Annotated in this window: 9 protein-coding genes; 4 read left to right on the top strand and 5 right to left on the bottom strand. The window is 72.9% G+C overall.

What is annotated here, in order from left to right; translation table 11 throughout:
• Nucleotides 1-110: 110 nt before the first annotated feature.
• Complete coding sequence (eccCa, locus tag ASC60_RS14700) at nucleotides 111-4,076, top strand: type VII secretion protein EccCa (protein ID WP_079038399.1); 3,966 nt, start codon at nucleotides 111-113, stop codon at nucleotides 4,074-4,076.
• Between the two features lie 268 nt (nucleotides 4,077-4,344).
• On the opposite strand, the gene ASC60_RS14695 is transcribed toward eccCa, so the two are convergent.
• Nucleotides 4,345-5,553, bottom strand: a complete 1,209-nt coding sequence (locus ASC60_RS14695; protein WP_079038398.1) for a S8 family serine peptidase — start codon at nucleotides 5,551-5,553, stop codon at nucleotides 4,345-4,347.
• Nucleotides 5,554-5,794: 241 nt separating this feature from the next.
• Here ASC60_RS14695 and ASC60_RS14690 point away from each other — a divergent pair, with 241 nt between their 5' ends.
• Entirely contained in the window at nucleotides 5,795-9,106 is a 3,312-nt protein-coding gene (locus ASC60_RS14690; protein ID WP_055550809.1) for a right-handed parallel beta-helix repeat-containing protein, read from the top strand.
• Between the two features lie 28 nt (nucleotides 9,107-9,134).
• Here the strand turns inward: ASC60_RS14690 and ASC60_RS14685 are convergent, their stop codons facing one another.
• Together ASC60_RS14685 and ASC60_RS14680 are read right to left on the bottom strand one after the other, a co-directional pair.
• Nucleotides 9,135-9,716 carry a YkgJ family cysteine cluster protein gene (locus ASC60_RS14685; RefSeq protein ID WP_055550807.1) on the bottom strand — a complete coding sequence of 194 codons (582 nt, stop codon included), beginning with the start codon at nucleotides 9,714-9,716 and terminating at the stop codon, nucleotides 9,135-9,137.
• Nucleotides 9,713-10,282, bottom strand: coding sequence for a hypothetical protein (locus tag ASC60_RS14680; RefSeq protein ID WP_234356956.1), 570 nt, complete (start codon nucleotides 10,280-10,282; stop codon nucleotides 9,713-9,715). The genes ASC60_RS14685 and ASC60_RS14680 overlap by 4 nt, the downstream gene beginning before the upstream one ends.
• 155 nt (nucleotides 10,283-10,437) lie before the next feature.
• On the opposite strand from ASC60_RS14680, the gene ASC60_RS14675 reads away from it, so the two are divergent.
• Together ASC60_RS14675 and ASC60_RS14670 are read left to right on the top strand one after the other, a co-directional pair.
• Nucleotides 10,438-10,638, top strand: a complete 201-nt coding sequence (locus ASC60_RS14675; protein WP_055550803.1) for a hypothetical protein — start codon at nucleotides 10,438-10,440, stop codon at nucleotides 10,636-10,638.
• 1 nt (nucleotide 10,639) lies between these two features.
• Nucleotides 10,640-11,077 (top strand): VOC family protein, encoded by a 438-nt coding sequence (locus tag ASC60_RS14670; protein ID WP_055550800.1) that lies wholly within the window; start codon nucleotides 10,640-10,642, stop codon nucleotides 11,075-11,077.
• An 89-nt stretch (nucleotides 11,078-11,166) separates the two neighbouring features.
• Here ASC60_RS14670 and ASC60_RS14665 read toward each other — a convergent pair whose 3' ends face one another.
• On the bottom strand, nucleotides 11,167-13,101 hold the full coding sequence (locus tag ASC60_RS14665) for a cellulase family glycosylhydrolase (protein WP_055550798.1): 1,935 nt from the start codon (nucleotides 13,099-13,101) through the stop codon (nucleotides 11,167-11,169).
• 27 nt (nucleotides 13,102-13,128) lie between these two features.
• A complete protein-coding gene (locus ASC60_RS14660; RefSeq protein WP_055551122.1) occupies nucleotides 13,129-14,169 on the bottom strand; it encodes a LacI family DNA-binding transcriptional regulator in 1,041 nt (346 codons plus the stop codon).
• Nucleotides 14,170-14,171 lie beyond the last annotated feature (2 nt).

Here is a 14,171-nt window from a genome sequence, read left to right as displayed (position 1 = left end):
GAGTTGCACAGTTGTTGGATTCCGGTTGTCTGTGCGGACGCGACGATACGCCACCGGCCGAGAGCGTTGCCCCCACTGTTGTCCCCCCGTGAGGAGACCGTTCCTTGAGTGTGGTCCTGTTCCGCCGCCCGGCGCGTCGGCGCGGCCCCGAAATGCCCGACGGCGAGCTGAAGCTGCAGGAACCTCCCACGCTGCCCGAAGTGGTTCCGGACAGCTCCGCCATCTGGACCTATCTGCCGATGGCGCTCATGTCGGTGTCCATGATGCTGATGTTCATGCGACCGGGCATGAGCGGCGGCGGCAGCAGCCACTTCATGTACCTGGCCATGGGTCTGATGGTGCTGTCCTCGGCCGCCATGATGCTCGGCCAGATGATGCGCAAGACAAGCGAGCGCAAACAGCGTCTGAAGGGTGAGCGCCGCGACTACCTGCGCTATCTCACCCAGATCCGGCGCAAGGTCCGTACCGCCGTGACCGATCAGCAAAAGGCGCTGGCGTGGCGGCACCCCCCGCCCTCGGCCCTGTGGTCGCTGGCGGGCACCACCCGGCTGTGGGAACGCCGACCGCAGGACGAGGACTTCGGCGAGATCCGGGTGGCCGTCGGGGACCAGAAACTGGGCCTGCGGCTGACGCCCACGGCCACCACCCCGGTCGAGGACCTGGAGCCGCTGACGGCACACGCGCTGCGCAGCTTCATGCGGGCCTACTCCACCGTGCCCGAACAGCCCATCGCCATCTATCTGCGGGCCTGGGCGCGGGTGCTGTTCCGGGGCGACGAGGAGCGGATACGCTCCCTCGCCCGCGCGATCATCGCCCAGCTGGCCACCTTCCACGCCCCTGACGACGTGTGGGTGGCGTTGTGCGTGTCGGACGAGCGGCGCGCGGACTGGGAGTGGGTGAAGTGGCTCCCCCACAACCTCCACCCCCAGGAGAACGACGGCGCCGGGTCGGCCCGGATGTTCGTCTCCGCCCTCAACGAGCTGGAGGACCTGCTCGGCGCGGAGTTCATGGAACGGCCCTCGTTCGACCCCGACGCCTCGACCGGGCGCGACGAGCCGTTCACCGTGATCGTGGTGGACGGCGGCGCCGTCCCCGGCCGGCACCGACTGGACGGGGCGGGCTTCCGCAACTGCGTCGTGCTCGACCTCACCGGCGCGCTGACCTGGCGCCCGGGGCGGGTCACCCTGCGCTTCGACGTCAGCGAGGACTCCTTCGAACTGGTCCGCACCGACCGCGAGCGCAAGGAGCAGACCACCCGGCTCGGCCGCCCCGACACCTTCGGGCCGGTCGGCGCCACGGCCCTGGCCAAGCGGCTCGCCCCGTACCGGATGGGCATGGGCGGCGAGGTCGCCGAGCCGCTGTCCTCGGACGTCGAACTGACCACCCTGCTGGGCATCTCCGACCTGTACCGCCACGACCCGGACGCCCTGTGGAAGCAGGCCACCGGGTCCAACCGGCTCAAGGTGCCGATCGCGGTCGGCCCCGACGGCACCCCGGTGGAGCTGGACATCAAGGAGTCCGCGCAGGGCGGCACCGGGCCGCACGGCATGCTCATCGGGGCCACCGGCTCCGGCAAGAGCGAGCTGCTGCGCACCCTGGTGCTGGCCCTCGCGCTGACCAACTCCTCGGAAACACTCAACTTCGTCCTGGTGGACTTCAAGGGTGGCGCCACCTTCCTCGGCCTGGACGAACTGCCCCACACCTCCGCGGTGATCACCAACCTGGCCGGGGAGGCCGCGCTGGTGGGCCGCATGCAGGACGCCCTGCACGGTGAGCTGATCCGCCGCCAGGAGCTGCTGCGCTCGGCGGGCAACTACACCTCCGCCCTCGACTACGAGAAGGCACGGGCCTCGGGCACCCCGCTGGATCCGCTGCCCAGCCTGTTCGTGATCGTCGACGAGTTCAGTGAGCTGCTCGCCTCGCACCGCGAGTTCATGGAACTGTTCGTGATGATCGGACGGCTCGGGCGCAGCCTCGGCGTCCATCTGCTGCTCGCCTCGCAGCGGCTGGACGAGGGGCGGATGCACCAGCTGGAGAGCCATCTGTCGTACCGCATCGGTCTGCGCACCTTCTCCGCCATGGAGAGCCGCGGCGTGCTGGGCGTGCCCGACGCCTACCAGCTGCCGCCGCAGCCCGGCAGCGGCTACCTCAAGTCGGGTGTGGAGGCGCTGACCCGGTTCCGCGCCGCGTATGTCTCCGGCCCGTACCAGCAGCGGCGCAGCCGGGTGAACCAGGCCCGGGTGGCCAGCCAGACGGTGCCGTGGACGTCCGGCTACGTGGTGCCCCGCCAGCTCCCCGATGTCCCCGAGCCCGAGCCGGAGCCGGAGGAGGAGACCAGCGACACCCTGCTGTCGGTGGCCGTGGACCGGCTGCTGGGCGCCGGCCCCGCCGCCCACCAGGTGTGGCTGCCGCCGCTGGACCTGCCCTCGACGCTGGACCAGGTGCTGCCGCCGCTGACGCCCGATCCGCAGCTGGGGCTGACCACGGTCGGCTCGCCGCTGCGCGGGCGGCTGACGGTGCCGATCGCCATCGTGGACAAGCCCTTCGAGCAGCTGCGCGACCTGCTGACCATCGACCTGTCGGGGGTCGGCGGCCACGTCGCCATCGCGGGCGGTCCGCAGAGCGGCAAGAGCACCATGGTGCGCACCATCCTGACCGCGCTGGCCCTCACTCACACCCCGCGCGAAGTGCAGTTCTACTGTCTGGACTTCGGCGGTGGCACGCTGGCTCCGCTGGCCGAACTGCCGCACACCGCCGGTGTCGCGGCGCGGCTGGACTCCGAGCGGGTGGGCCGTACGATCTCCGAGGTCACCTCGCTGCTGGCGGACCGCGAGCGGTTCTTCCTGACCCACGGCATCGACTCGATGGCGACGTACCGCCGCCGCCGGGCCGCGGGCGAGTTCGCGGACCAGCCGCACGGCGATGTGTTCCTCGTGATCGACGGCTGGTCCACGGTGCGCCAGGACTACGACCGCAACATCCAGACGTTCGCCTCCATCGCCTCCCGCGGCCTGAACTACGGCATCCACCTCATCGTGACCACCGCCCGCTGGGTGGAGCTCACCGCGGCGGTGCGCGACCAGGCCGGCACCCATCTGGAGCTGCGGATGGGTGACGCCATGGACTCCGAGATCGACAACCGCCGCGCCGCCACCGTGCCGCGCGTCCCGGGCCGCGGCCTGACCCGGGAGGGCAAGCTGCACTACCTCACCGCGCTCCCCCGCATCGACGGGATGGAGTCGGCCGAGGACCTGTCGGACGGGGTGTCCGGTCTGGTGTCGGCGATCAAGGAGAGCTGGCCGGGCCCGGCGGCCCCGCGGGTGCGGATGCTGCCGACGGAGCTGCCCGCCGACCAGCTGCCCCCGGCCGGGGGCGACTTCCGGGTGCCGATCGGCCTGGAGGAGGAGCGGCTGTCGGTCGTCTGGCACGACTTCAGCGAGAGCCCCCACATGGTCGTGGTGGGCGACACCGAGAGCGGCAAGACCAACCTGCTGCGGCTGATGGCCAAGTCCATCATGGACCGGTACACCCCCGCCGAGGCGCAGATCGTGCTCGTGGACTACCGCCGTGACCTGGTGGAGGCCGTGCCGGAGGAGTACCGGCTGGGCCACGCGGTGTCCATGGGAGCACTGAAGGACATGATCGACGGGACCGCCCGGGCGGTACAGACCCGGGTGCCCGGTCCGGACATCGCCCCGGGCCGGATGAAGCAGGCCGACTGGTGGCCCGGGCCGCGGCTGTTCATCCTGATCGACGACTACGACATGCTGGGCGCCGGTATCGGCAACTCGCCGTTCGACCCGCTGCTCAACCACCTCGCCCTGGGCTGGGAGGTCGGGCTGCACATCATCGTCACCCGCTCCGCGTCCGGCGCCGGGCGCGGGCTGAACGAGATGCTCATGCGGCGGCTGCTGGAGGTCAACACGCCCGCCCTGCTACTGTCCTGCCCGCCCTCGGAGGGCTATCTGCTGGGCAACGTCAAGGGGCGGAGCCTGAACCCCGGCCGGGCCATCCGGGTCGCCCGGCGCAAGATCGCCCAGGTCCAGACGGCGCTGGTGGACACGTCGGCCACGTAAGCCGCTCACGAGGAGTAAAACCCGTAAACGTAAACCGCCCCCGGTGCTCGGCACCGGGGGCGGTTCCCGTTCTCGGCGGGAATTCCCGCGAGGATTCCGGCGATGGCGTCCGGCGGGTATCCGGCCGGGGTTCCGGTCCGGGTATCCGGCCGGGGTATCCGGTGGGCTCATCCGGTCGGGATCTCCGCCCGGCCGGAGGAAAATCCGGTGCGGATGTCTAGGGGAATCCCCAGAATTCGCGGCGGAGATCCGCGCGGTCCGGGTGGTCTCAGACCGCCGGCCGGTCCTCCTGGCCCGCCGGGCGCCAGCCCCGCGCCCGGCCGCGCGGGATCACCACCGCGGCGGCCGCCACCAGCAGCACCACTCCGCCGCCCGCGCCCGCGATCAGCAGCGCGCGGTGGAGCGGCTGCGGGGAGGCGGCCGGGGGGATCTTCGCGGGCGCCGGACGGGGTGTGGTGCCCTGCCGGTCGGTGAGGACGGTGGTCAGCGCCGCGTACGGGTCCAGCCGCGGCGGGACCGCCGGATAGGCCGCCGTGACCAGCTGTCGGGACACCTCGGCGGCGCTCATCTCCGGATGCCGCGCACGCACCAGCGCCGCCGCCCCGGCGACGTTCGCCGCCGCCAGCGAGGAGCCGGAGCCGATGAAGTGGCCGGAGCCGCTCGGACCGACGCTGACCACCGCGTCCCCCGCCGCCGCCAGGTCCGCCCCCTCCTTCTCCGGCGCGTTCTTCGGGCGGGTGCCGTCCGGGCCGTAGTCCATGACCGACAGCACCCCGGGCGCGTCCGCGGGCCAGTACCAGGGCGCGGGTTCGGCCGGTTCGTTGGTCTCCGGGTCGTCGGGCATCGCGTCCGGCGCGAACGGGGCGACGACCAGGGCGTCGTTCCGCGTCGCGTACGCCACGGCGGCGGTCAGCACGGCCTTGCCGGTGGGCACCGCGCGCCCCACGTAGACGACCTTCGCGCCGCCGTCGACCGCGGCCCGGATCCCGCTCGCCAGCCGCTCCGCCGTGGGGTTGCCCCGGCTGTCCGTACCGCGCACCGCGAGGATCCGCGCCGCGGGCGCCGCGCCCGCCACGCCCGAGCCCTTGCCGGGCGCGGCGGCGATCAGGCCGGCGGCGAAACTGCCGTGCCCCACGCAGTCGGTGCCCGCGCCGCCGGCCGTGGTGACCCGGCCGGCCAGGGCGGGGATGTCCTTCCCCACACCGGTGTCCACCACCCCCACGGTCACGCCGTGGCCGTCCGCCAGCCGCCAGCCGCGGCTCAGGCCCAGCGCCTGCCGCGTCCACGGTTCGTCACGGGCCGTCTCGCCCGACGCCTTGGTGCACGGCTCGTCGGGGGCCAGGACGGCCGGGATGGCGGGCAGTTCGACGGAGTCCGCGGCAGCGGGGGGAGCCTGGGCGGCCAGGGGTGCCGTGGCCAACAGGGCGGCGGCCACCGCCCGTGCCGTCGTACGGCGAGGAGAACGAGCACGTCGCATGGCGCGCACGATACGCGCAGGACATCACCACGGGGTAACGTGCACCGGGTACCAACTACCGTGGTAGGACCCGGAGCGGGTCCACGGCCGGTCCCGCGGACCGGCGCCGGAGACACCTGGATGAGGGTGCCGCGGTTCCCGTAGCCTTTCCCCGCGTGCGTCCCTCCCTCCCCGGCTTCCGGCAAGCCCGGGCTTCGGGCACCGAGGGTGGGCGGCGGCATCACAACGAGGAGGTCCCAGCGTGTCACGGCAGTTGCTCACGGTCGGTCCGGACCAGCCGGAGGGCTTCCGGACGATCGGCGAGGCCCTGGAGAAGGCGCGCGCAGGAGCGGTGATACGCGTCCGGCCCGGCCGTTACCGCGAGAACCTCACGGTCCGCACCCGCATCACCATCGCCGGTGACGGGGAGCGCGGCAGTGTGGAGATCTGCCCGCCCCGGGGCACCGCCGTGGTGCTCGTCGCGGACGCGGTGATGCTCACCGACCTGACCCTGCGCGGCGGCAACGAGGACCTGCCGGTGGTGGACGCGCCCCGGGGCCAGGTGGCCATGGACGGCTGCACCGTGGTGGGTTCGGGCTGGACGGCCGTCCTCGCCCGCGAGAACGGCTCGGTGGCCATCCGGGACTGCCGGATCTCCAACCCCGAGGGCGCCGGGGTCGTGGACACCGCGCCCACCGGCAGCGTGGTGGCCGACTCGGTCTTCGAGCACCTGGGCACCTCCGCCATCGTCCTCGGCGAGCAGGCCCGCACCACCGTCCGCGGCTGCCGGGTGCGGGACGCCCAGGGCAACGGCATCCTCGCCAACGGCGAGGCGCAGGGCCGGGTGGAGGACTGCGACGTGTCGCGCACCGAGAAGCCCTCCATCGCGCTGGAGGGCAAGTGCTCCACCCATGTGCTGCGCGCCCGCGTGCACGACACCTCGGTCGGCATCTACATCACCAGCAGCTCCCGGCCCACCCTCGAAGAGGTCACGGTCACCGACACCTCCGGCCCCGGCATCGTCCTCTCCTCCGGTGCCGACCCGGAACTGCTGCGCTGTGTCACCTCCCGCACCAAGGGCAACGGACTCGCCGTCACCGAGCGCTCCCGTGGCGCCTTCCAGGACTGCGCGTTCGAAACCGCGACCGCCCCCGCGATCCGGGTGATCGGATCGAGCGCGCCGCTGCTCACCGGCACCACCGTGCGCGACTGCGCCGACAAGACCGCGTCCGTGCTGCTGGCCGAGGGGTCCTCGGCGGAGTTCGACCGGCTGGAGGTGGCCGACGCCGCCGGGGTCGGCATCTCCATCCGTACCAACGCCAATCCGCTGCTGAGCCGGGTGCGGGTGGCCGACGCCCGCGGCCACGGCCTGGAGGTGGCCGAGGACGGCCGCGGGCGTCTTGAGGTGTGCACGATCGAGAACGCGGAGGGCGCCGGCATCCGCATCGTCGACGGCGGCGCCCCCGACATCCGCGACTGCGCGGTGCGCGGAACGGGCCAGGCCGGGATCGCGGTCGGCTCCGGGGGCCGCGGCACCCTCAGCGACTGCGAGGTCCGCTCCAGCGCCACCTCGGCCCTGCACGTGGAGGGTGGCGGCGAGGTGACCGCGCACCGCCTCAACCTGGCCGAGTCCGGCGCGCACGGCGCCCTGGTCGCCGAGGGCGCCCGGGCCACGCTGGAGGCCTGCCAGGTCACCGGCAGCACCGGCGACGGCATCCGCGTCGACAGCGCCGAGAAGGTCACCCTCACCGGCTGCAGCACCCGGGACAACCGCGGCGCGGGGCTCAAGCAGTCCCGCCCCAGCGACCGGCTCACCGTCGAGGGGCTGGACAGCAGCGGTAACGTGGCCGAGGACGCCTGGGGCGAGACCGCCGGCGGAACCGGCGCCGAAGCGGCCCCGGGCGGCGGAGCGAAGACGCCGGACGGCCCGCTGGAGGAGCTGGAGTCGCTCATCGGCCTGGCCGACGTCAAACACCAGGTCCGCACCCTGATCAACCTCAACCAGCTCGCCCAGCGCCGCGCCAGCCTCGGCATGCCCGCCCCGCCGATGAGCCGCCACCTGGTGTTCTCCGGCCCGCCCGGCACCGGTAAGACCACCGTCGCCCGGCTCTACGGCGGCATCCTCGCCGACCTCGGCGTGCTGCGCTCCGGCCATCTGGTGGAGGTCTCCCGGGCCGATCTCGTCGCCCAGATCATCGGCGGTACGGCCATCAAGACCACCGAGGCGTTCAACGAGGCGCTGGGCGGGGTGCTGTTCATCGACGAGGCGTACACTCTGCTCTCCGACAGCAAGGGCTCCGGTGCCGACTTCGGCCAGGAGGCCATCGACACCCTCCTGAAGCTCATGGAGGACCACCGCGACGACGTGGTCGTCATCGCCGCCGGATACACCGACCAGATGACCACCTTCCTCAGCTCCAACCCCGGTCTGGCCTCCCGGTTCACCCGCACCATCGAGTTCGCCAACTACTCGGTGGACGAACTGGTCACCATCACCGAGTCCATGTGCGAGGCCCACCGGTACGAACTCGACCCGAGCACCCTGGGCGCCCTCGGCCGCCTCTACGAGCGGATGCCGCGCGACTCCACGTTCGGCAACGGCCGCGCGGCGCGCCGGGTGTTCGAGGAGATGGTGGACCGGCAGGCGTTCCGCCTCGGATCGATGGCCAATCCGGCCGAGGCGGACCTCACGCTGCTGCTGCCGGAGGACGTCGCCGCCGACACGGCCACCGGCGGGGCGGACACCCCCCGCAACTCCAAGGACCTGCTGGCCGAGCTGGACGCGATGGTCGGCCTGAACGCGGTCAAGCACGAGGTGACCGACCTGGTCAACCTGCTGGAGGCCACCCGGCAGCGGCAGGCCGCGGGCCTGCCCACCCCGAAGATCAGCCACCATCTGATCTTCTCCGGCCCGCCCGGCACCGGTAAGACCACCGTCGCCCGGCTCTACGCGGACCTGCTGCACTCCCTCGGTGTGCTGAAGACCGGTCAGCTGGTGGAAGTGGCCCGCGCCGATCTCGTCGGCCGCTACGTGGGACACACCGCGCAGCTCACCAAGGAGGTGTTCGAGCGCGCCTTCGGCGGGGTGCTGTTCATCGACGAGGCGTACACCCTCACCCCCGAGGGCGCGGGTTCCGACTTCGGTCAGGAGGCCGTCGACACCCTGCTGAAGCTCATGGAGGACCACCGGGACGAGGTCGTGGTCATCGCCGCCGGATACACCGAGGAGATGAACCGCTTCCTGGCCTCCAACCCCGGTCTGGCCTCGCGCTTCAGCCGCACCGTCGAGTTCGAGCACTACGACTCGGAGGAGCTGGTCACCATCATGAGCGGCTACGCGGCCGCCTCCGGCTACGACTGCCCCGAGGAGACGCTGGCGGCGCTGCGCGCCTATGTGGACCTCATCCCGCGCGATCGTTCCTTCGGCAACGCGCGCACCGCCCGCCAGCTGCTGGAGGCGATGATGACGCGGCAGGCCCGGCGCATCGGCACCATGGCCGCGCCCGGTCTGGAGGACCTGCGGCTGCTGCTGCCCGGCGACCTGCCGGCGGGCTCCGCGCAACCCGCCGGCTGACCGGCGCCGCCGCTCCGGGGAGGCCGTCTTACGCGGAGACGGCCTCCGTGTCCTCCCCGGGGGCGGTGGCCAGGATGAACTCGTACAGGTCCTCGTGCGTCAGCCCCGGCTCACCGGCGTCGACCCTGGCGTTCCACCGCTCCGCCAGGTCCAGGTGCTCGCGCCAGGCCGCCCGGTTGCGCGTGATGTCGCGCCGGTAGGCGACCAGGTCCATGGCGGCGAGGTTCCAGGAGTCCGGGCCGCCGCACAGGGTCTTCGCACGGATGCCCACCGAGCCCTGGTCGAGCGCGGCCGGGAAGGTGGCGCACACCATCGGGCGGTGGACGTACGCGCCGCACCGGGCCTTGCCGGGGGCGATCTCCATCAGGAACACGCACCCCTTGGTATCCGGCCGGTGCCGGAGGTGGAGGTCGTACAGCGGACCGCCGGGCCGGAAGCGGAAGTCGCCGCTGCCGTCCTCCTTGCCCTCCTTCAGGTGGACGAACTCCCTGGGGTGGACGGCCATTCCGGTCGCCAGCCTGCGGACGTCCGCGATGGTCACATGGACGATGTACTCCCGGCAGCACCTGCCCCCGCAGTCGGCGCAGCCCGCCAGTCCGCCGCCGCTCACACAACCACGTCCTCGGGCCAGGGGGCGCCGGCTTCGCGCGCGGCCTGCGCCTCCAGCAGGTAGCGCTGGAAGTCCTCGGCGTCCGGCGGGGTTTCGGCCTCCCCGGCCAGTTTGTTCCAGCGGGCGACCAGCTCGAACCAGTGGTCCCTGTCGGCGGTCCACTGACGCTCGGCCTCGGCCAGCTCCTCCTCGTCGAGCCGGTGTCCGGGCCCGTCCGCGCGCTGTGCCGTCGCACCGGGCAGCGAGGGGAACATGCGGCAGGACACGGGGGCGAGTTCGCCCAGCCCGCAGCGGCCGGTGCCCTCCAGGGTGCGTACGTGGAAGACGCAGCCGTGGGCGGCGTTGGCCACCCGGAAGTTCACCCGGCGCCGCGCGTTGTCCAGCACCACCCCGGTCGGATCGTTGGCGGCGGCCGGCGCGGTCTGCGTGAAGTGCCACGGCTCAAGGGCCAGGGTGCGGGCGATTCGGACGAGGTCCGCGCCGGTGACGTAACGCGGTCCGCGGTAGCACAGCGCCTTCGCCCGGGAGGTCTGCCATTGGGCTTCGGGGCCCGCGAGGCTGTCCACAGTCAATGCATCGTCCCCTTCGTACAGGGCGGAACGAGAAGCTTTTTTCAACGTAGTCGCCAGTGAGCGTAGTCGAACGGATCCGTGAATCTCCCTGGGCATCCTTCCGCCGATCGCGGAACGATCCTGTCCGCAAGGTGCGCGAGGCTGCGCACATGACCGACCAGATGGAGACCCCCGCCCCGGTGCGGGCCGGGTCCCGCCCGTGCGGGGCGGCGGAGGGGCCGTACGCCGACCTTCCGATGGCGGCGCGCGTGCCGCACATCAACCGCGAGATGATCCACTATCTGTCCGAGGTGTGCCTGCCGCGCGACCTCCATCCGCACACCCATCGGACCCCACGGGAGGCGAGCTGAGATGGCCCGCGACGTACAGATCACCTTCGACTGCGCCGACCCGGCCGGGCTGGCCGCGTTCTGGGCCGAGGCCCTGGGCTACCGGGTGCAGGCCCCGCCCGGGGGCTTCGAGTCCTGGGATCAGGCCCTGGAGGCGATGGGTGTGCCGCCCGAGAGGCGAAACGACGCCTGCGCGCTGCTCGGCCCCGACGGCTCCGGGCCGCGGCTGTTCTTCCAGCGGGTGCCGGAGGGCAAGCGGGCCAAGAACCGGGTGCACCTCGACGTACGGGCCGCGCCCGGGCTGGAGGGCGAGGCGCGGATGGCGGCCCTGGAGGCGGAGGCCGAACGGCTGATCTCCCACGGCGCCACCCGGCTGGAGCGCCACGAGCCCGCTCCCCCGCTCGGCACCGGGCACCTGGTGATGGCCGACCCCGAGGGCAACGAGTTCTGCCTCGACTGACCGGGGACTCCTCCGGGCCCCGGCCGGACGGCTCCGGGCGGGGCGTCGGGGCGTCCGCGGCCGACGCCCCGGCACACGGCCGGTACCGCTCAGATCAGCTCCAGGACCCGCACACCGTACGGGTCCAGCCCGATCTCGGCGACGGGTTCGCCCGTCGCGAGGTCGTGCGGTTCCCCGTCGGCCACCGGCCGTACCGTCAACGCCTCCGGCGACTGGCTGACCAGCCACACGAACCGCCGCCCGTCCTCGTGCACCAGCACATCGGCGCCGACGTACGGGGTGTCGACCGTCACCGGCCGGGCCGCACCGGCGAGTTCGGCGAGCGCCGCGTACAGCCGGTGGGTCTGCTCGGGGTTGACGTGGGCGGTACGCGCCGCCATGTGCTCCAGCGGGTACGTGGCCAGCACGGTGCGGCCACGGCCGGTGTCGTGGACCAGGAGCGCGGGCCGGCCGTGGGCGTCGGTGGCCACCACCCGGGCGCCGCGGGGGACGACGGGGAGGTAGGCGCGGGAGTCCTCGTTGCCCGCGACGGGGAACCGCAGCGTCTCCCCGGCGGCCAGCGGGCCGAAGTCCTCGGTGAAGGTCATGGCGAGGGTGTCGTCCTCGATGGGCTCCGCCACCCCGTACGACAGCTGCAGCTCGACCCCGAACAGCGCGTCCAGGCCGTCGAACCAGGGGCCGCGGGTGCCCGGGTGCTCACCGGAGCAGAAGGAGAGGTACACGGTGGCGCCGTCGCGGGCCCGCCGCTCCAGCGCGCGCCGGGTGCGGGTGGTCAGCTGCCGCGTCGAGGGCAGCAGATACAGCGCGGCGTCACCGGCCAGGCCGTCCGTCTCACGGGTGAGCCCCACCGGCAGGTCGGCGGCGCGCGCGGCGGCGTACGCCTGGTGGAGCGAGGTGAAGATGAGCGGCCGGTCGGCGGGGCGGCTGTAGGGGTAGGCGCGCTCCAGGAACGCGGGCACCACCAGCGCCGCGCCCGTGTCCGAGCGGCGGCAGCGCGGAAAGTCCACGCGCCGCAGCACCTCCGCGAACGAGCGCAGTTCGAGCAGCGGGGTCTTGGGCGCGCCGGTGGAGTCGGTGATGCCGAAGTGCATCTCGAAGGGGTGGTGGTCGTACGGGGACCGGTCCCACAGGTCGTCGTAGTCGGTGTTGTTCCAGGCGATCCATCCGGTGGCCCCGCCGAGGAGGGAGTTGTGCAGCGTCTGGCGGTAGTACACGGCGGCGTTCTCGGCGGACACCGTATCGGTGGACACCCCGAACTCCTCCAGCACGACGGGCGCGCCGGTCACCGCGGCCAGCTCGCACTCGAAGGCGGCGCGGTGATGCTGTCGTACCCGGTCGGTGTCGGAGCGGTAGACGTGCGGGCCCACGAAGTCGACGTAACCAGCGGTCTCCCGCAGCGAGAAGCCGTTGTCCCGGCCGGTCACCTCGATGCCCCACGCGCCGTCCCCGAGCGACACCGGCTGGGTGCCACCGGCCGCCCGCACCGCGTTGCACATGGCCTGGGCCCAGGCGGTGACGATGTCGCTGGAGGGCGGATCGACCTGGTAGACGCGGCCGTAGCCCGGCATCTCGTTGGTGATCAGCCAGCCGGTGACCGCCGGGTGGTCGGTGAAGCGGCGGGTCATCTGCGACACGAACCACGCCTGGCGGCCGACCATCCACACGTCCTCGTACAGGTCGCGGCCGCCGCGCCAGGCCGGATCCCAGTTCTCGCCGGACATGTGGCCGACGATGAACGTCGGGATGGTGGCCATGCCCGCTTCGGTGTGCGCGTCCAGGAAGTCGCGGAAGCGCTCGCACAAGCCCTCGTCGATCCGGTGGGGTTCGGGATGGAAGTCGGGCCAGTAGAAGAAGGAGCGGGTCATGGTCAGACCGTGCTCGCGCAGCACCCCCAGCTCCTCGCGGACCGTCGTGGGGTCGTAGTCGCGCCACATCAGGGGCCCGCCGGTGCGGGACCAGAAGTTGGCGCCGAGCCAGGGCAGGACGGCGGGGTGGTGGGTGAGCTGGGCGCTGTGGCGTCGCATGGGCTCTCCATCTGTCGCGTATTCGAATCAGCGGGGCGCGGGGCCGGTGGAGTCGCGGGCGACGAGGCGGGGCCGCCCGTCGAGCCGGGCGTCCCCGGCGTCCTCGCCGCAGCGGGTCAGGAGCAGCCGCGCGGCGGCCGCGCCGACCTGCCGCACCTGCTGGTCGACGGTGGTCAGGCGCGGGTGCAGCCAGCGGCCGATCGGCAGGTTGTCGTAGCCGACGACGGACAGGTCGGCCGGGACCCGCAGGCCGGTGCGCTGTGCGGCGCCGATGCCGCACACCGCCATGGAGTCGTTGGCGTACACGATGGCCGTGGGCGGGTCCGCCGCGTCCAGCAGGGCTTCGGTGGCGGCGATGGCCGCCGCTTCGGAGAAGTCCGTGTGCAGGACGGCGAAGGGCCGCAGCCCCGCGGTGCGCAGGCCCTCCTCGAAGTGGCGGCGGCGCAGCCGGGTGTGCTGCAGTTCGGCCGGTCCCGCCACATAGGCGACGCGCCGGTGGCCGAGCCCCAGCAGATGGCCGACCACCTCGCCCACGCCCGCGCCCTGGTGTCCCAGGCCGACGCCCGGCACGGCCGCGTCCGGGTCGGGCGCGCCGAGCATGACGGCGGGCAGGCCGAGCCGGGTCAGCAGCGCGGGCCGGGGGTCGTCGGTGCGCGCGTCGGTGAGCACGGCACCGTCGACGCGGCCCTCGGCCGCCAGGCGTTCGTACAGTGTGCTCTCCTCGTCGACATCGGTGACCAGGTGGAGGAGCAGCCCGTATCCGCGCGGCGCCAGCTCCCCCTCGATGCCGGTGATCAGCTCGCTGAAGTGCGGGTCCGCGCCGAGGACATCGGTGGGGCGGCGTACGACGAGGGCGAGGGTACGGGTGCGGGCGCTGCGCAGCGCGGCGGCCGGGGCGCTCGGCGACCAGCCGAGGTCCACGGCGGCGTCCAGGATGCGGCGCCTGGTGGCTTCGGAGAGCCGCCCCTTGTTGTTGAAGGCCTGCGAGACCGCGGCGGTCGATACGCCCGCGACGGCGGCCACGGCCTTGATGGTGGGCCGCCGCCCCTGGACACCCTGGCCGGGCACCG

The organism is Streptomyces sp. NBRC 110028 (assembly GCF_001417735.1).
Taxonomy (GTDB): domain Bacteria; phylum Actinomycetota; class Actinomycetes; order Streptomycetales; family Streptomycetaceae; genus Streptomyces.
This window is presented reverse-complemented; position numbering and strand designations above follow the sequence as displayed.